Origin of the sequence: Clostridium algoriphilum, from assembly GCF_020443705.1 — a bacterium.
GTDB lineage: Bacteria > Bacillota > Clostridia > Clostridiales > Clostridiaceae > Clostridium_AD > Clostridium_AD algoriphilum.
Genome location: NZ_JAIZZK010000029.1, coordinates 12,077 through 31,977, shown reverse-complemented (window position 1 = coordinate 31,977; position 19,901 = coordinate 12,077). Strand labels below are relative to the sequence as shown.

Here is a 19,901-nt window from a genome sequence, read left to right as displayed (position 1 = left end):
GCTTGATTATTCAAAAATCGACTCCCCTTTTAAATGATGCAACCTAGGAAATCTTTAACCCGTGGGTTTTCTGGGTTAATAAAGAAGGAATTCGGATTACCTTCTTCTACAATTTTGCCTTCATCCATGAATATTATTCTGTCTGCTACTTCCTTTGCAAAGCCCATTTCATGAGTTACAACTAGCATTGTCATCCCTTCCTTTGCCAACTGTTTCATAACATTTAATACATCCCCCACCAGTTCTGGATCAAGTGCAGAGGTTGGTTCATCAAACATTATTAACTTCGGTCTCATAGCAAGTGCCCGAGCAATAGCTACTCTTTGTTTTTGACCTCCTGAAAGCATTGCAGGGTAAAAATCTTTCTTATCCAGTAATCCTACTTTATCAAGTAATTCCTCAGCAAGTGCTACAGCTTCTTGCTTTTTTATTCTTTTCACCTGAATAGGTCCTTCAATGATATTTTCCAGAACTGTCATATGTGGAAATAGATAGAAATGCTGAAATACCATCCCCACGTTTTGACGCATTTTGTTAATAGCATTTTCCTTATGTACAACTAACTCTTCTTCAAAATATATTTGTCCACTCTCACTCTTTTCAAGAAAATTAACGCATCGTAGTAATGTACTCTTTCCAGAACCACTAGGTCCTATAATTACTACAACTTCTCCTTCATAAACCGTCAAATCAATATCATGCAAAACTTGATTTTTTCCAAAGCTTTTATTAATATTAGAAACTCTTATCATTTTTTTATCACTACTTTTGACCACTGTAACCACACCTACCTTTCACTGACCGCAAGCCTTTTTTCAAGTTTATTTACAAAAATACTTAAAACTCCTGTTATTATTAGATAATAAATTCCAGCAAGCACTAAGTACTCCATAAAACGAAAATTAGAAGAACCTAACTGTTGAGCTTTTAGTAAAAGCTCACCAACAGCAATAGTACTTGCCAAAGATGAATCCTTTATGGCAATTATAAATTGATTACCAAGGTTTGGAACTGCTCGTTTGAAAGCCTGTGGAAGTACAATTCTCCTCATAGCTAGAAAATTAGACATTCCTATTGAGCGTGCTGCTTCCATCTGTCCCTTGTCAATAGATAGAATTGAACCACGAAATATTTCCGCTATATATGCAGCATTATGAGCTCCAAATGCAATTACCGCTGATGGGAATGGGTCAAGCCTTACGATATTTGCCAGACCAAAATATACAATAAAAAGCTGTAAAATGATTGGAGTTCCACGAATTATAGTTACATACAGCGTTGAAATATAATATATTATTTTAATTTTTGATAGTCTACCAAATGCAATAATTAATCCAAATATTACGCCTACTAATATAGCAGCTGCTGAAATTTCAAGTGTTTCAATAGCAGCTGGAATAAATATAGGAAACTTCTCAAAAATTATACTAAAATCATAATTCAAATAAATTCCCCCTAGAGTATAAACCATTCTAACAGAATATGTTATACCAATTTTCTACTTTAAATCATTTATACTTTTTATCTTTGAGTCTTTTGGTACAACTAACTGAGCACCTGAGTAACAATATGGATCAGTGAAATTTACTACTTTAAGTCTTTCAGGAGTTACCGCCATACTACCAAAAATAGCATCATAACGACCGCTTCTTAAGCCTTCCAGAATTCCACTCCAATCAGTAGTTACTGCTACATACTTAACACCTAATCTTTTAGCTACTTCTTTTCCTATTTCAACATCGAAACCTGTTAATTTGTCATCAGACGAAATAAAATTAAATGGTGGATAACCTCCACTTAAAGCAAAAGTAATTTTTCCTGCCTTCTTTACTCGTGCCAAACTACTATCCTCTGCGGGCACATCCTTTGCTTTTGCAATTGTTTTTTCATATTTTACTCCTTCAAGAATATCTTTACCAAAATACTTTTTGCTGATTTTCGCATATGTACCATCTTCTATTATTGTCCCTATGGTTGTGTTAATCGCTTGGCGCAGACTATTATCCTCTTTCCTTACAGCAACTGCAATTGTTTCCGTATAAATCAAAGCTCCAGCAAGTTTTAAATCTTTATAATTTGCTTGTTTAATTCCATAGAGAGCAACTAGCTTGTCTGTTATTACACCGTCAATCCTTTTGTTTGCTAATTCCTGTAGATTTAAATTATCATCCTTATATGACTTAACTTCTGTTATTTTACTGTATTCTTTTGCTTTTTCTCCATATGTAGTTCCAGTAACTACACCAATTTTTATACCTTTGCTGGCACAAGCGGTAATTAGTCCCCCAGTTACAACTACTGTCAATATGATACAAAGAGTTTTAAATGAATTTTTCATTATTAACCTCACTTTATATTTTTTTTAACCACAAACTTAAATTATTACTAATTTTTTTTAATAACCTAATTTAATTTAACCATATTAATAAATTTTATTCTATAAAAAAAACTGTAGAGAAGCTCCACGGTTTTTACCAAAATAAGTATAGTAAAAATAATGCATATAAATTACTTCTCTTTCAACGCTTACGAGGTTAGCTGACGGATTCGGATTAAAAGAATTACCCTACCTAAACTTAATTAGGATTCACCCCTGAAAGATTGGTTTCCCCGTTCTTTATGATTTAGCGTATGCTATATTTTTATGTTTTTTATGTTACTTTCCCATGTTACATTTTTTGATGTAACAACTTGATTATAATCTATAAGTTGCTTCATGTCAAATAAACCAATTAAATGTCAAAGACCAACAAAGAAATTCAAATTTCGATGTTGGTCTTTATTTTTTTATATCTTTATAATATTTACGCTCTAATGTGTAAACGAATTTGTTATGCTAATATTCCTGCCCAATATCCGAATATTCCCAATGCAAATAGTCCAAATATTATAGCTACTGCGCTTACCTTTTTCTTTAATAACTTCATGCATAAAAAAGTTAATAATAATGGTAATGCTGCAGGTAACAACGAATCTAATTGACTTTGTACTGTATTAATTACAACTTTCCCATCTGCACCAGTAATTCTTGAAATTACTAGCGGTACATTAATACTTGTCCATTTAGCTACTAGTGATCCCATTACAAATAATCCCAATATAGAAGCACATTCAGTTAGCTTAGCTAATTTATTACCAGAAACATCAGTAACTATTTCAGTACCTTTTTTATATCCATAGTTTAACCCAAGCCAAAGTGTAGCTAACCTAAGTGCATTAAATAATACGAAGAATATTAACGGTCCTACTATACTCCCAGTAAGTGCTATTCCGGCACCTATTGCTGCTATAACAGGTCTTGCTGTTCCCCAAAATATTGGATCCCCAACTCCTGCGAGTGGCCCCATGAGTCCTACTTTTACACTGCTTATAGATGCATCATCTATTGGAGCACCATTTGCTTTTTGTTCCTCCATAGCTGCTGTTATTCCCATAATAGGCGCCGCAATAAAAGGTTGTGTGTTGAAAAACTCTAAATGTCTTTTTAAAGCTGCCGCTTGATCTTCTTTTTTTGAGTATAGTCTTTTTATAGCAGGAATTAATGTAACACAAAACCCTATTGACTGCATTCTCTCAAAGTTAAAAGACCCTAGAAGGAAATTAGAACGGATAAACATATTTTTAAGATCACCTTTAGTTAACTTTACATCCTTATGTTCTATATCCTTATCTTCAATATCTTTATGTTTTATATTTTCTTGTTTTAATTTAACATCACTCATTTTATATCCCCCTTTTATATTTAATCTAATTCATCTACAACTTCAGAAGTTTTGCTATATTTAGGATTCAATTGAATGTATGCTATGCCACAAATTAATCCGAGCATTCCTAATCCAACAAGAGTAAAATTTGTAAATACTGCTATTAAGAATCCTGCAAAGAAGAATATCATTAAATACTTTGCTTCCATCATATTTATTACCATTGCATAACCAACAACAACGATAAATCCTCCTGATACCTGTAACCCTTTTGTAACAACTTCTGGTATTGCCGCAAGCATTGCATTAACTGTACCCGTGCCCGCAACTGCTGCTACTAATACAGCTGGAATGGCAACTCGTAATGCTTGTAACGTTAAAGCTATGATATGACACATCTCTATTCCCCTAAAATTGGCTTCTTTAGCATATCTGTCTGCAAGATGTTGAAAAAACACTGTTATTGTTCTAACAAAAATAGTAAGAACTTGACCTGCAACTGCTATAGGAATTGCTAGAGCTATTCCAGCTCCTATAGATTGTTTTCCAACTATTACTAAAATTGCTGCTATAACACTAGCAAGTGCAGCATCTGGAGCCATAGCTGCTCCAACATTCATCCATCCAAGTGCTATAAGTTCTAAGGTACCACCTAATATAATTCCTGTTTTCAAATCTCCTAAAACTAATCCGATAAGTGTACATGCTATTAATGGTCTATGAGTTTGTGCTGAATCCAGAACACTCCCCATCCCAGCTATAGCTGCAATTATAAATACTAAAATTATTTGTAATGTACTCATTAATATCCCCCCGTTTTATTATATTTCGTGATTTTATAATATTGAAATTTTACTCATTAAATCAACCTTTGGATCACGGGCAACTTGTCTTATCTCTAATTCAATTCCTAACTCATGTAATTTTTTAAAGGCTTCTATATCCTCAGTGCCTACAGATACTGCTCCAGATATTTGTGTTTTTCCTTCTTTAAAGCACATTCCACCAACGTTTACTGATTTTATATCTACTCCGCCTTCAATCAATCTTAAAATATCAGTAGGATTCGTAGTCAAAAATAAAGTTTTAAAATCATTATATTTAGGATTTTTATATGCCCCAATTGCCTTATCAATAGGCATAACATATGCTTTAATGCCAGGAGGTGAAACCTGAAGTAATAAGCTTTTTCTTAACTTATCATTAGCTACCTCATCACTACACACAAATATTTTGTTGCATTTTGACTCTTTTGACCAAACAGTAGCTACTTGTCCATGTATTAACCTATCATCAATTCTTACAAAACTTATTTCCATTTTATAATTCCTCCTCAACATTTTCATTAAAATTTGCTTTAAATGATTTAATAGAATTTTTTCCAGAATCTATAGCAGTTAATGTAACTTCGTCTAAACTACTAGAATCTCTCGAAGCAAAAACTTCGAGTAACATTGGTAAATTAGCTCCAGTAACGATATCAATGTTTTTATTATTTATTGCTATCCTACTAGCTGCATTAAATGGACTCCCACCAAACAAATCAACCATAAAGAGTAATCCTTCATCAACATCAAGTTTACTGATTACCTTTTCGTACTTTTTAACAAGATCATCTGCGCTTTCTCCTGTTTCAAAAGTTACACATTCAATATTTTCTTGTTTTCCAAATATCATTTCTGAAGACTTTAATAATTCCTGCGAAAATTTGCCGTGAGTTCCAAGTATAATAGCTATCATCATTTAATCCCCCTTAAAATATAACATAATTCATTTTATGGTAACGTTATCAATTAGGCCTGATTGATTTATGTCTTAAATATAGTATAGACTAATTTAATATTGTCTTCACCTATATTTTGTCATATAAACCATTACATTTGTCACTTAAATTATTACAATTGTCATTAAATCCCTATAACATAGAAAATGGTGTACCCAAAGCTTATGGGTACACCATTTTCAATTTATTAATTCTACACATACGTTAACTTAAATATACACTGATTACCCTTAAATAAAACAATTAAAATTATTGCAATCGATTGTCCCACTACCTAATTAGACTTAGCTAAATATAGACTACATTCTTATTTACTTAGCTTCAAATCTTTAAATACAACATTACTATCTATTGAAAATATTCCCCATATATGATTTTTCATAGTAAACATCCGTGAACTTAACGCAGCTTTATTGTTTATGTATAGAACAGAAACTGAATCATCTGTCAGCAATGTAAAATCCAAAGTATCATTTTCTTTAAATTCCAGTGGCATTACTGATTGAGGATCTGAACTTAAAATTTTATCAGTTGGTACGTTATAGAATTCGAGTTGCTTTGTTTCATTGTTAATAACAATATTTAGAGGAGAAATGCTATCTTTTCCCACATCAAACATAAACCCAAATCTGCTGGTTTTAGATTTGATCTTTATTTTTCCTGTAATTTTATTTATTCCTTCAATTTCTGGGAAAGTTACTACCTCATAACCCTTTCCCGAAAAAGAATAATCCCGCTTGGAAGCTTTTATTGTTTGAGTTTGAGTAAGTGCATCAAGCTTAACAGAGTGATTGAATTTTTTTACGATTTTCTCAATAGGAGAAGGATAAAGTTCACCGTTTTCTTTCTGCTTAATCTGGTGTACTACTAAGTTCCCTGCCCAGTCATAATTCTTTGAGTCATCATAATCCACTTTTGTTGGTGTCCACCCAAACAAATACAGATTCTTAGAATCCTTTTCAAGTCTTCCTGCATAAAAACCGTTACCGTCAAAATAATCCAGTTCTGGCTTATTAAATGGTCCCCTTGAATCCTTTGCTATTCTGTAATGAACAACACGTTTTTCTAACTGATCGGAGAAAGTTAAATACCAATACTCTCCGTATTTAATCAAGGTAGGGCATTCCATATTTGAATCATTACCCATATCATTTGTAAATAAAACACCTTCATCTGTCCATTTTTTCAGATCCGGTGATTGATATAATGCTATTACACCCTTATTGTTTTGTCTAGTTGTTATAAGCATCCAATATTGTTTATAATCCTCATTATAAATAACATACGGATCTCTAAAATCATCAGCAGAATACTGCTCTGAAGGAAAAAATGTGTCTGCTGGTATCTTAGTCCAATTTTTAAGGTCCTTGCTTGTAGCACTCATAATTGCTTCTTTCGGTACTTTCGTTGGATTATGTCCTGTATAGAAAGCATGATATAACCCGTCCTTATCTTTTATTACAGAACCGGTACCTAATGCAATATCTTGATCCGATGTATTTTGAGAATATGGGATAACATTATTTACGTTTTTATAACTGTAAAAATTATTGGTTGTAAATAAGCTCCATGGATGATATCCCGCATCACCATTTCTGAGGTCTTCCAAATAAAACACTTGAAAGTTCTTACCATCAAAAAAAGGCATAGGATCTCCTACCCAGCTTTGTTTTGATTTTGGGAATATAGATAATCCATCTTGATTAACGCTTCCACATCCTGATAACATTAATCCTATCAATATGATAAAAAGCATAGGAACTGTTTTTTTTGTCATCCTGCTTATCTCTCCTTTTAAAAAGCACTTTATTTAATTCCTTGCTATGAGCATATTCTTTAAACTTTATTGTGAAATAAAAAAATCCAGTATAGTTTAAAATTATACTGGATTTGTATCAAAACTGACAATTATTTTATTCCTAATTGTGTTTTTACTTTTTAATCACTGACTTATTTTCTCAGTTCATTATTTATTAGTTGTCAGTTGTCCTTGTGGAAGGATGCTATTTGGTACAACCGATGTTTTTTCTCCTTTGATGTTCATTAAAAAGCTTGGAGCAAAGGTAGATTTTTTGTCTGCAAAGAAACCTCTGTTCGTCATATAACTTGTAATGACCACATTATTACCTTTTGCTTGTGGTACAGCAAAGTGAGAGTATGTGAACGTTGGATCCATAGGGTCTTGATCCATGCTTAATACAAGACCGGTTTTATTTAATGGTTTGTATGGTCCTGTTAATGAATCGGCTACAAATCCTAACATGTATACATCTTTATCGCCTACTCCATCAATAGTCATTTTAGATCCTCTAGAATCTGTGAACAAATACCATTTACCATTCATTTTAAATACATTAGCTCGTTCAATTTCATCTGTTATTGTATTAGATGTAATCAATGGTTTCATTACTTTTTTTAGAGTATAATCATCATTTATTTCAATTATACCTAGTGCACCATTGGCTACAGAGGCATAATCTTTTTTAGGGCTTTGCAACAATTTACTTTTTTCAGTTTGGAAAAAGGCATTACTTGAACCATAGTAAGCTTGATTATATAGAGATTTCTCTCCTTGGTACCCATCTTTTGTTCCAGTATTAGCTTCAAAAACAAGGTATTTATGACCATTTTCTTCAACATAGTGGGGATCTCTAAATGTATGATTGTCCTTATCCACTCCCACACTTTGTAAAACATTTTGATACATTTCACCGTCTGCTCCGTCAAAGATAGATTTTTGATCTTCTACGCCATCAACTTTCAAGGTATCCGCAGTTGGCTGAGATAAATTTACTTGAGCTGTTGTTAAAATTTGTTTACCATAAGTAGGTGCATTAGGTGACTGTCTATCTGTATAAAATAAACGAACTTCTCCATCAGATGTTAAAGTTGCAGAACCTGACCATTCTTCTTTTTGATCTTTTAGAAAAGCATCATTTGGAACTTCTTTATCGGTATCCTTAAATGCTCTACCTGCACTTTTCCAACTATCAATGGATGTGTCTCCGATTTTTTGATAGAAAATGTGAACAAACGTATCGCTTGGATTTTTAGGGTCTCCTGCTAGTGCAAAATTAATATTGTAGCCCTTATAATTTGCAACTGTTCCATCAGCATTCTGAAGTGGCCAGCTATCCCAAACATCTAAATCAATCGTATTGCCATCTTTGTCTTTACCTTTTGCTGATTCGATATTTTTTATTGTTGAGAAATCAAATTGTGGAACCTTAAATTGTTCACTTTTTTGTTGTTCAGGTATTTTCAGCATGTCAGAACGAGTCATATGGGAAGTATCATAAGTTTCTTTGTAATCTGCACTAACGTTCTTGGCAAAAGCTAGAGATCCAGGTCCTCCTAAAAGTAATGCTGCAGTTAAAGTGAATACTGTTGATTGTTTGATAACATTTTTTATATTCATGCATATTCTCCTCTTTTTGAAACATTTGATAACAAATGTTTTCTCATTTTTTTTATTAGAAACTTCTCTTTAACATGGATTTTGACTGTTAGCTTGTACAATAAATAATATTCATTGTAGTGAGTCCAATTAAGGACACATATTAATAATGTTTATAATTACTTATTTATTCTAAATTACTCCTATGTGGGAATGATACCACACCTAACTAATAATTGCAATTTTTTTGTCGAATTGTACAGATAGTGTAATTCATATGTGATAGTAAAAAGATAAATGGAGATTGAGAAACTTGAATTTTGTCTTATTCCTTTAGCAGAGGAATTAACTTTCAAATAACAATTCAGGTACTGCTTTGCAGTACCTGAATTGTTAACTATTACTTTTATCCGACTATTTAAAAGTACTTATTGCTAATTTTTATAAACATGCTGGAATACAGATGTACCATTCCATACATTGAATCCACAATATCCTCTGGTGTATGTTCCATCATTGATATTTATGACAGGGGATGCTCCGTTATTGAAAAACACCTGGATGTTACTTCCGCTACCAACAACCTTTAGATGGTATACGGTATTCTGCCTGATTGCTGTATTGTAAATACCGATTTGTCCAACTCCTGTTTTCCACAGCTTAACGCACTGGTTTGTTGCATCAACGTTGGCAACATAACCGGTTGAACCGTTTGAACTTGCCCTGAACATAAGGCCTGCTGCTCCGCCACCAGTTACCTTAAGGTCACCTTCTAAATTGAAGTCCGTTGTAGTCCGGCTTGAAGACATATAAAATGCGTCTCCGCCTGCAAAGGTTCCTTGTTGTCCAGCATTTGTTAATGTCCATGTTCCATTTGTAGCTGTCCATGAACCAGGCAGGTTAGTGCTAAATCCAGCTGCTGGAAGCTTAGTGCTATTTGAATAGTTAACATTCTGGAATACTGATTTTCCGTTCCAGGCATTGAGGCCAAAGTAACCGCTTACATAGCTTGAATCATTTACATCTATAACAGGCACTGAGCCACCATTATAGTATACCTTTATATTGTTACCGTTAGCTATAACCTTCAAATTATAAAGAAGATGTTTTTTAATTGTTGTCTGATATTGGCCGAGTACGCCTCCGCCTATTTTCCAAAGCTTTACCAGGCCATTATTTGAATCAATATTCGCTACATATCCTGTAGTAGCAGTTGAGTTAGCCCTGAATACCAATGAGCCTGCTCCACCTGATCCTACTCTTATATCACCCGAATACGTAAAGTTTGATTGTGAAGCTGCCGTTGAGATTGCAAATCCATTTCCATTACCATTGCTGTTGCCAACCATACCCTCAGTGTTAGCTGCCCAGATTCCGCTTTTTCCACTAAAGGTTCCGCAGTTTGTAGTAAATTTATCCGCTGGAATGTTTGACTTTGCATTTGAATTAATTGGATAGAACGTTAATGAGTTTAATGTTACATTCCCACCTATAGAATAAAGTTCCATACCCATATCAGTAGAATTCGGGAAAATCTGATCAGTTATAGAAGCGACACCGTCATTCCCCAACACTTCAACTGATGACCAGTCTACTAAAAATCTCATCTTTACCTTACCATTCTGAGCTCCCATGCTCTGTGCGTTTGAACTTGGGAAATCAGGATTGAAGCCGACATTTCCTGAGGATCTCCGGTCCACAAAGATTTCAGGCACAGATCTATTATAGCCTATGGTTGTGAAGTTCGTTCCTCCCTTACGTACCTTAAATCCATACTCGAATGCAGTGGCAGTAGAATCCTGAAATTCCGCTACAACTTCAAATTGTTTGCTGGAAATTCCCGACAAAATATTGCTTCCGGGTGTAATTGTCTGGTTTGTAAATGTCGTAGCTGTTCCACGATAGGTAGCAATTTCATTTACAAAATCCTGAACTACAAATTGGCCGTTTGGAAAAGTCTTAAGCGACAGTGTACGTGGTGCTGTAAACGCGCTTCTCCAAGGTGTTGTAGGTGTATCCTGTGCATAGTTCCAGTTGCTCATCCACCCGATAAAGTTGCGCCTTCCGTCTGGAGTATTGGACCAGCTTACGCCTGCATAGTTATCCTTGCCAAAGTCAAGCCATAATGCTGTTGCATCAGGGTTTGAGTTTGTAAATGTGATTCCGTTGAAATCACCCACAAAGTACTGGGTGCCTGAGCCACCTGCTGGCGCACCAGGATTTTCGTTTACAGTAAGAACCCATTTAGTAGTGGCTCCACCGTCAAGCTGAAGTGGAAATATATCAGGACATTCCCAAACACCACCGTGGTTTCCCGCAGCGGCTCCAAAGTCGCTGGCAAAAGTCCAGTTCTTTAAATTAGGTGAAGTATAGAATTTTACTCTGTCATGTGCAGCAATCACCATAACCCACTTGTTGATTTGTGAGTTCCATGAAACCTTTGGATCACGGAAATCAGCTATACCAGGGTTAGTTATTACAGGGTTTCCATCATATTTAGTCCAAGTCCTTCCTTTATCATTGCTGTATGCAATACTCTGATGCTGTCCAGAAGGACCGTTATGTGTAAATATGGAAATCATTACCTTCTCAGTTCCAGTTTGAAAGCCTGAGGTATTGTTTGTATCAACTACAGCACTACCTGAGAATATATCTCCCAATTCATCAGGGTATAATCCGATAGGAAGATTTGTCCACTTTACCATGTCAGTACTTACTGCATGCCCCCAATGCATAGGTCCCCATACAGTGTCATAAGGGTGGTACTGATAGAATAGGTGGTATTCTCCCGAATAGTAAACCATGCCGTTAGGGTCGTTAATCCAGTTTTCAGGAGAAGTGAAATGAAACTGTGACCTGTAGTTTTCATCGTAGGTAGCCGCTGCTAAAGCCGGAATTATTATAATACCGGTTAAAATTAAGAATGACGCTAACGTTAATAAAACCTTTAATATACTTTTAGCTTTCACACTTTTTCCTCCTTATTATATATAGTTTTAATAAGAGTATACCTAATACTAATATAATTTTCTCAGAGCTTACATATTACCTTTTTTGATAAATATCTGTAGGTAATAACTAATATCACAGTAATCTTTTAACCTAAATTTTGTCATCTGACTTATCGCAATTGTCACCCAATTCAAACAGATATATTGTTTTAAATCCAACTATTATTACAAATCTAAAACCTTTTAACATAAAAAATAGTGTACCCATAGCTTTATGGGTACACCAAATTTGACTTATTAACCAATTTTACAGGAACGTTTATATACTTTTCAATTTTTATTCCTTTCAACTTTTTTAAAGCAGTTTCTGCAGCAGTCTTTCCAATTATATCTGGTGACTGTGCTGCCGTTGCTGTAAGTTTTTCGTTTTCAATCATTGCTAAAGCATCATCAGCTCCATCTACTCCGTAAATATACACACTATTATTTTTTTTATTATTCTCTAAAGCTGCAATAACCCCGAGCGCTGTTGGATCATTAAGACACATAACAGCATCTATGTGTTTATTAGTTTGAATTACACTATCCATAACTTCCATAGCTAATTCAAGTTGACCATTTGACGATTTTCGTTCAACAACCTTAATCTCACCATATTTTTTTATAGTATCCTCAAAACCTTGAATTCTTTGAATAGCTGATTTAGCAGTTGGATGTTCGATAATAACAACATTTCCTTTGCCCTTTAACTTTGCTACTAAATCTTTTGCACATAAAACTCCTGCATTATAATTTTCTGAAACCACCGTGCAATCAACTAGGCCATCATCAAAAACGGGAGAATCAATAACTATAACAGGTATTTTAGCTTTTTTTGCAGCTATAAGTGCTGGCTTTATTCCTTTCCAATCTACAGTATTTAAAAATATAACATCCACTTTTTGAGCTATTAGATCATCAACTTGAGATATTTGTTTTGATACTTCAAGTTGGGCATCCAGTGCAATGAGTTTTCCATTCTGATTTTCAACAGTCTTTTTTATACCATCATTTAATTTAACAAAATACGGATTATTCATATTCATATAGGTTGCACCAAACTTTAATCTTTTTTCACCAAATGGAGAATCCTTCATAAAGCTCAAATATACACTGAGTACACCTGTGAATAAAACCATTAAAATTATTAAAATTGTTACAATAGTTTTTTTAGGCATTTGCTTCCTCCTAATATTTAGCTATGGTTTAAGAAATTCATTTAATTTATAGTTTAATTTGGTTAATGCCTCTTGGACATCTGCCCCACTATTAATTAATTGAAATATGTCCTTATCGGCAATATCCATACCTTCCTCATATTTATGAAAACTTGGTGTTACAATAGATTGTTCTACTACTTGGCTTAAAGCCTTCTTATTAATAAATATTTTTCCTTCTATATTATACTTAGAGAGTTCTTTATCAGTTTCCCTTGATTCCAGTACTTCCTTTACAACAGGCATTCCATGAGAATATTTTAAAATATCCATTTGAATATCTTTATCATTTGTTAAAAACTTTAAGAATTTCCATGCCTCTTTTTCATGTTTTGTTCTTGAACTAATTCCCAATAGTAAACTGTTAAGTTGTCCAGCATTTTTCCCCTCTGGGCCTTTAGGTAACTTTATACACTCCCATTCAAATTGTCCATATTTCATTACTTTATATGGGTATACCTTATACGCTCTATATGTAGAAAATGGGAAAGGTCTAAATGCAACCTTACCATCATCAAAATCTTTAAGATTAACTATATAATTTTTATTTAATTTATTAAGTAATATGATAAATTTTATAGCTTCAGATACTCCTTCGTTATCAAAGGTTGCTTTATTACCATTTGTATCAAAAAGCTTCTGACCGTTAGTATATACAGCTTGTTGCCAGTTAAATCCTACGGTTCCAAATTGATCTATCACACCATCTTTATCTGTATCCAGAGTTACTTTCTTGCATATTTCATAAAAATCATTCCATGTCCAATCTACGCTAGGTAATTCTATTCCCTGCTTTTTTAATAAGGTTTTATTTACAAACATTAATTCTGGATCTACTTCTTTTGCAATTGCAAATTGAGAACCTTGATATTTTCCTGATTTTATGGCCGTACTATATTGCTTAGATAAATCTAATGTTTTATCATCTTTAATTAAATTACTAAGATTTTTTAATTCTCCAATGGAGGCAAAAGTATTAAAATCACCAGGCAAAACGCAAAATAAATCAGGTTCATTGCCTTTTAATATATTTTGAGATAACTGCTCTGAGTAATCGCTCTTTAATATTCCACTTTTATACTTAACCTTAATACGAGGATTTTCTCCTTCAAACTTATATATTGCTTCATCTAAGGCTTTATAAGATTGCCAATCAGGAACATCATACATACTTCCAACAAAGGTACCAAACTCCAATACAACTGTTTTATTTTTATATTTATAATAAACATAGGAGCTAAAAGTTATGATTAAGATAATAAGAACTATAATCATAGTAATCCTTCTCGGATTATCTTTCAATATTCTAATTTTCAACTCTTTTCAGCTCCAATTTAGATTGAATTGCAAAGATGGCTATCTGAGTTCTATCCCTTAATCCTAGTTTACTTAAAATATTACTTATATAATTTCTCACAGTACCCTCACTAAAATTAACATCTGAAGCTATTTCTTTATTTGACATTCCCCTACCTATTAACTTAATTATTCTCAACTCATTTTTACTTAAATTATTAAATTCTAACTCATCTACATTTATTTTAAAGTTTTCAGTCTCAGTTTCATGGAAAAATTCAACTACTTTCACCGCGATATTCGGATTTATAAGAGCTCCTCCATTAAATACCGTTCTAATAGCCCCAACTAATTCTACAGAAGATAGACCCTTTAATAGGTACCCACTTGCTCCATTTTTTAGAGCATTAAACACATATTCATTATCATCAAAAGTTGTAAGCACTATAATTTTTATTTGTGGTAAGATCTCTTTTATAATTTTTATACATTTTACTCCATCTATTTCAGGCATACGTATGTCCATTAAAATAATATCTGGAATTAGTTTTTGAGCTAATCTAACAGCTTTCTTACCATCTTCTGCAACACCAACTACTTTTAAATCAGGCTTATTTCCAAGAATTATTTCTAAACTTTGACTAATAATTTCTTGATCTTCTGCTATTAATATTTTAATCATTTTTAATTTCCCTCCTTATAGGCAAGTAAGCAGAAATAACAAATCCACCTGATGGAATCCCCCCAAAATTCACTTTTCCACCTAACATATCTACTCTCTCCTCAATATGCCTTAATCCAAAACCTTTTTTAATTTCGTCTGAGCCTATTCCATCATCCTTTATTTTAATTTTCAACTTGTTTTCTGCAAATTCTAAAGCTACTATAATCTCACTTGCAGCACCATGCCTTACTGCATTGGTTATTCCCTCTTGCACTATTCTATAAACTATTTCTTCTTCATCAGCAGCCATTTTATGAGCTTGTCCTTTAATTTGAATTATAACTTTAGTATTTGTACACTCATTTATATCTTCAGATAACTTAGAAATTGCTGCAATTAGTGAAAATCTTTCAAGTGCATCTGGTCTTAGTTCACTCATAGACCTTCGCACATCTAATAGCCCCGATCTTGCAAGCGCTGATATTTTTGTCATTTGAATTTTCATCTTACTTATATTAATTTCTGATAATTCTATACATGCTTCTAAACCAATGGCTATACCCGTAAGTGTATGACCGATAGTATCATGAATTTCCCTTGCTAATCTATTTCTCTCTTTAATTTTAGCTGCTTCCTGAGATTTTCTAGCATAGTCTTGTAATTGAATATTTATAACTTCTAATTCTTCTGAGGATTTGTATAGTTCACTGTATAGCTCAGAAATTTTCTCATTTTCATCCTTTTCACTTTGTATAACTTGAATCATAAACAATATAAAAATAATTTCATTTGTGGAATTAAGTATATTCTTAATACTAAAGAAATAAAGCCTTTGCATGGACGTATAGTATTGGACATAATCATTTATATTAAACATATTAACTTTAATGGACAAAATATTATAGTCTAATGTTATATAAATAACAATTATTACTAAAATGAATACACTTTTTCTTTTTTTTCCATCAATATAAGTAACTATATTTGCTATTGCTATGAGTAATATTCCTTTGTAGTCCATATTAAGATAACCCATTATACCAATACATAATAAAATATCAAAAATGCAAAAAATATAAAGCGCAAGTTGATTTTTCATAAAAAACTTTTCTCTAACTACTACACCTAAGCTAAGCATAAATAAAAGTAGCATAGAAAATACAGGCATTTTCCATGCTATTGTGGGAACCGATTTAATTTTTTCAATAAATTCCCTTGCCATACTATTCTCGCAGATAAGTCCTATTGTGTTAGAGCTAACTATAGACATAAATACAATCACTAAAAAATTTATAATAAATAACGTAATCCTAGTTATGGATGTATTTTGCCATCTTTTTTCATCTAGTTTCTCCACTATTTTACCCCCATAAAAATTGTTAATCGTTTTCGTTAACACTTATTTGCTGATTTTTTGTCGTGTTTCAGTTTTCTGCCTTGATTTACAATATTACACTTTTATTGTAACACCTTATATAAGTTATTTCCACAAATAATAAATGTATATAAGCGATAATTCACAATTTTCTTTCTAATACAAAAAAACACCTAATAAAACTTATTAGGTGCCATTTAAATATTTAACCATAATAAAAAAGGTTCAAGATATATTCTATTTTTTTGTATCACCTCGTCTAAACCATCTTCATCATTAGAAAAAGTTATCTCATTAACATACTGTTTTACTCCATCTATAGCTATTTTAATAGAGTAACCTCGTCACTAGTAATATTTACATTTCTAAATTCTGAAGGTCCATTCCATACAATTAATCCAAACTTTCCTGTTTCATAATAATTTTGTTGTATATTATCACACACTAATTCTCCATTTATCCAGAAACTAATTCGGTTTACTTCTAATTTTACTTTTAACTTATATTTATTGTATTGCGCTTCACCAACCTTACCGCCTGCAAGGTTAACCTCTTTAATATTACCATTCTCGTCTTTCACATGTGCAATCAAATTATACGAACCCCATTTATTAACATTAGCCACAATACCTCCATCTCTAAATAGATCGTCACTTTGAGAGAATAATACAATTCCCATAGTATCACCATTTGCTGGATTATCAGCATGCCAATCTCCTAAAACTTTAGAATCTATTTCTAAGGTATATATATTTTTGTTAATATCTATTTCTTGATCTGAAATCGCCACACCAGTCTGCTGTTTTCCATTATCTACCACATAACTATCATTAGCCACATGTAAATTTCCTGGTGTTTGGTCAAAAGTTAAACCTGAACCTTCAATATTTGTATGATCAATTGATGTGGTACTCTTAAAAGTTACATTTTTAAATTCTGTTGTTCCACCAAACACATTTAATCCAAATCGTCCTGTTTTATAATAATCTTGATTAGTATCACATACTAATTCACCATTAATCCAATAACTAATATGGTTTCCTTTTAATTCCACTTTTAAATTGTACTTGTTATCTTCTGTTTTTGGAACTATACCCTCTACCAAATCCTTAACTTTTGGATTACCATTATCATCAAATTCTCCTGTAAACACAAATACTCTATAATTACCATATTTATTAACATTTGCTATAATAGATCCTTTTTTAGGATCTTCATTTTGTGATAATAATACAATCCCAGCGGTATTACCTGTATCTAAAAGATTAGCTTCAGCCTCTAAAGTATACGTTAATTTTTTATCAGCATTTGTTTGTTCTGCTACTGTGAATCCATCACCTTCATTGTTTCCTACATAAGCACCCTTCTTAACATACCAAGATCCACTAGTGCTAAAATTAGTTAAATCTTTAATAATATCACTTGTGTCCTTACCGTAAACATTTAAGTTAGCTGTTTTTTGGGCCTTTGCATCTTTAGAAGTAGCAGTTAAAGTTGTACTTCCTACTTTTTTTGTTTTAAATGTGGTCTGTGTATCATCTTGACTTACAATTTCTAATACCTCAGGATCTGAAAATTTCCATGTAACACCTTGAGATACTGTTGTAGGAATCGTAGTTGTATAAATAGAAAATTCATCGCCTACAGTCTTTTCTAGTTCTTCTTCACTTAATGATACTAAAACAGAGCTCTTTCCCTTAATATCATTATTCCAAATACCACTTAATGGGTAATATTTAATTGTAGCTTTTGTTTTTCCTCCAAGTGAGTATACTTCTATTCCTTCACTAGAACGATTAGGGAAAATTTGAGTTGCACCACATACCTCCCCGTTATTTCCATATAATTCTACAGATGATGAATCTACAAAAATATTCAATTGAATTTTACCATCTTTTGTTTTATTTACCTTACTACTATATGACTGTAAGAAAACACTTGAATTACTTGGTGACTTTCCTGATTTTGAACGATCAATTGTTATCTTTTCAGTTTGAGTATTATATTTAACTATTGTTTCTTGCCCTGCACCAACACGTAATTTAAATCCAACTTCTGTTGTATTTTCATCTGGTTTAAACTCTGCAACAATTTCATATTGACTTCCTGATAAATCACTCAGAATATTAGGCTTATCTTGAGAAATTGTAACATTTTCAAAGTTCTTGACACCTTTACGTAGTTTTTTATATTCTTTGATTGGTTGTTGAGTTAAACGTATTCCTTCATTTGTATTAACTAGTTTTAATTCGCTTTGTAAAGTAAATTGTCCATTAAATGTTTTTGTTATTGGAGCAATGTTATTACAGTAATCCCAATTATTCATCCAGTTAATCATAATTCTTCTTCCATCAGGTGTACCATTTTCATCTGTGCCAGAGTAAGTTTGAGCTGCATATGAATCTTTAGCAAAATTCATAACACTACGCTCATCATTATCAGGAACAAATTTCCAAACACCATCTACCAACTTAAAATCACCAACACGATAATATCTTCCGCCTTCACTTAATACCCATTTGTTTTTACCACTATCTACTACTTCTAATTTAAATAAATCTGGACATTCTGTTTGAATTTCTGGTTGCATTCCCTCGGGTTTCCAATGCTTTAAATCAGTTGATGAGAAGAATCGTAGTGGTCCACCTGCGACTACCATCATCCACTTTCCAGATTCTTCATGATAGAATACTTTAGGATCCCTAAATGCCCCATTATTTAATGGATCATTTTCTGTTGAAATAACAGGATTACCTTCATATTTAGTCCATGTTCTTCCATTATCTTTACTGTATGCGATACTTTGTTTTTGTTTTTCTGTACCCTTATCATTTAGATAATCTTGAGTATAGATTGCAACTAATCCGCCACCTTTAATTCCATCAAAGAAACCACTAGTATTATCTTTATCTACAACTGCTGATCCTGAGTAAATTGTTCCGCCTTTATCTGGATTCAAAGCAATTGGTAGTTCTTTCCAATGAATTAAGTCTTTACTAACTGCATGTCCCCAATGCATTGGTCCCCATACAGCAGCATCTGGATTATATTGATAGAATAAGTGATATTCCCCCTTAAAATAAACCATTCCATTCGGGTCATTTGCCCATGCCTTAGCGGGGGAATAATGATACTGTTCACGATAATTTTCTAAATAATCGGTTGTAACGCCCTTATTACTACTCGGACTGTGTTTTTGACTTAGTGATGATTTGTATGAAATATCTGACTTAGAAGTTTTTCCCTCTGCTAACGCTCTTATTGAAGAAATAATTGTTGTTGTCATAATCATAAGTACAATTATTATTAGTTTTATTGTTTTTCCCTTATTCATTTTATATCCCCCCCAAATTTAGTTCGAAAACTCAATTGTATAAACAATTCCTCCCATAACTGTGATTGCACTATTTTGTGATAACGTTTTCAGTTAAGCCAAATTGAATAATGCTATAAATATATTATGAACCTATTTAAT

15 protein-coding genes and 1 riboswitch are annotated in these 19,901 nt (G+C 32.7%); all 15 genes read right to left on the bottom strand.

Annotated features, from left to right (window positions below):
• Positions 1 to 29 precede the first annotated feature (29 nt).
• Positions 30 to 752 (bottom strand): amino acid ABC transporter ATP-binding protein, encoded by a 723-nt coding sequence (locus tag LGK95_RS17380; protein ID WP_226126190.1) that lies wholly within the window; start codon positions 750 to 752, stop codon positions 30 to 32.
• A 35-nt stretch (positions 753 to 787) separates the two neighbouring features.
• On the bottom strand, positions 788 to 1,444 hold the full coding sequence (locus LGK95_RS17375) for an amino acid ABC transporter permease (protein WP_226126177.1): 657 nt from the start codon (positions 1,442 to 1,444) through the stop codon (positions 788 to 790).
• Between the two features lie 54 nt (positions 1,445 to 1,498).
• On the bottom strand, positions 1,499 to 2,338 hold the full coding sequence (locus tag LGK95_RS17370) for a transporter substrate-binding domain-containing protein (protein ID WP_226126176.1): 840 nt from the start codon (positions 2,336 to 2,338) through the stop codon (positions 1,499 to 1,501).
• A 171-nt stretch (positions 2,339 to 2,509) separates the two neighbouring features.
• Positions 2,510 to 2,640: riboswitch (cyclic di-AMP (ydaO/yuaA leader) on the bottom strand.
• A gap of 191 nt (positions 2,641 to 2,831) precedes the next feature.
• Positions 2,832 to 3,722, bottom strand: coding sequence for a PTS mannose transporter subunit IID (gene manZ, locus LGK95_RS17365; RefSeq protein WP_226126175.1), 891 nt, complete (start codon positions 3,720 to 3,722; stop codon positions 2,832 to 2,834).
• Between the two features lie 20 nt (positions 3,723 to 3,742).
• Entirely contained in the window at positions 3,743 to 4,507 is a 765-nt protein-coding gene (locus tag LGK95_RS17360; RefSeq protein WP_226126174.1) for a PTS mannose/fructose/sorbose transporter subunit IIC, read from the bottom strand.
• A gap of 33 nt (positions 4,508 to 4,540) precedes the next feature.
• Positions 4,541 to 5,023, bottom strand: a complete 483-nt coding sequence (locus LGK95_RS17355) for a mannose/fructose/sorbose PTS transporter subunit IIB (protein ID WP_226126173.1) — start codon at positions 5,021 to 5,023, stop codon at positions 4,541 to 4,543.
• A 1-nt stretch (position 5,024) separates the two neighbouring features.
• Entirely contained in the window at positions 5,025 to 5,444 is a 420-nt protein-coding gene (locus tag LGK95_RS17350) for a PTS sugar transporter subunit IIA (RefSeq protein ID WP_226126189.1), read from the bottom strand.
• A 350-nt stretch (positions 5,445 to 5,794) separates the two neighbouring features.
• On the bottom strand, positions 5,795 to 7,264 hold the full coding sequence (locus LGK95_RS17345; RefSeq protein ID WP_226126172.1) for a glycoside hydrolase family 32 protein: 1,470 nt from the start codon (positions 7,262 to 7,264) through the stop codon (positions 5,795 to 5,797).
• A 189-nt stretch (positions 7,265 to 7,453) separates the two neighbouring features.
• A complete protein-coding gene (locus LGK95_RS17340) occupies positions 7,454 to 8,905 on the bottom strand; it encodes a glycoside hydrolase family 68 protein (protein ID WP_226126171.1) in 1,452 nt (483 codons plus the stop codon).
• 413 nt (positions 8,906 to 9,318) lie between these two features.
• Positions 9,319 to 11,853 carry a GH32 C-terminal domain-containing protein gene (locus tag LGK95_RS22705; RefSeq protein WP_226126170.1) on the bottom strand — a complete coding sequence of 845 codons (2,535 nt, stop codon included), beginning with the start codon at positions 11,851 to 11,853 and terminating at the stop codon, positions 9,319 to 9,321.
• Between the two features lie 254 nt (positions 11,854 to 12,107).
• Positions 12,108 to 13,052 (bottom strand): sugar ABC transporter substrate-binding protein, encoded by a 945-nt coding sequence (locus tag LGK95_RS17330; RefSeq protein ID WP_226126169.1) that lies wholly within the window; start codon positions 13,050 to 13,052, stop codon positions 12,108 to 12,110.
• Between the two features lie 21 nt (positions 13,053 to 13,073).
• Positions 13,074 to 14,408: an extracellular solute-binding protein gene (locus LGK95_RS17325; RefSeq protein WP_226126168.1), complete on the bottom strand. Its 1,335-nt coding sequence runs from the start codon at positions 14,406 to 14,408 to the stop codon at positions 13,074 to 13,076.
• Complete coding sequence (locus LGK95_RS17320) at positions 14,398 to 15,069, bottom strand: response regulator transcription factor (RefSeq protein WP_226126167.1); 672 nt, start codon at positions 15,067 to 15,069, stop codon at positions 14,398 to 14,400. The genes LGK95_RS17325 and LGK95_RS17320 overlap by 11 nt, the downstream gene beginning before the upstream one ends.
• Complete coding sequence (locus LGK95_RS22700; protein ID WP_226126166.1) at positions 15,062 to 16,408, bottom strand: sensor histidine kinase; 1,347 nt, start codon at positions 16,406 to 16,408, stop codon at positions 15,062 to 15,064. The genes LGK95_RS17320 and LGK95_RS22700 overlap by 8 nt, the downstream gene beginning before the upstream one ends.
• A 340-nt stretch (positions 16,409 to 16,748) precedes the next feature.
• Positions 16,749 to 19,760 (bottom strand): GH32 C-terminal domain-containing protein, encoded by a 3,012-nt coding sequence (locus tag LGK95_RS17310; protein WP_226126165.1) that lies wholly within the window; start codon positions 19,758 to 19,760, stop codon positions 16,749 to 16,751.
• Positions 19,761 to 19,901: the final 141 nt, after the last annotated feature.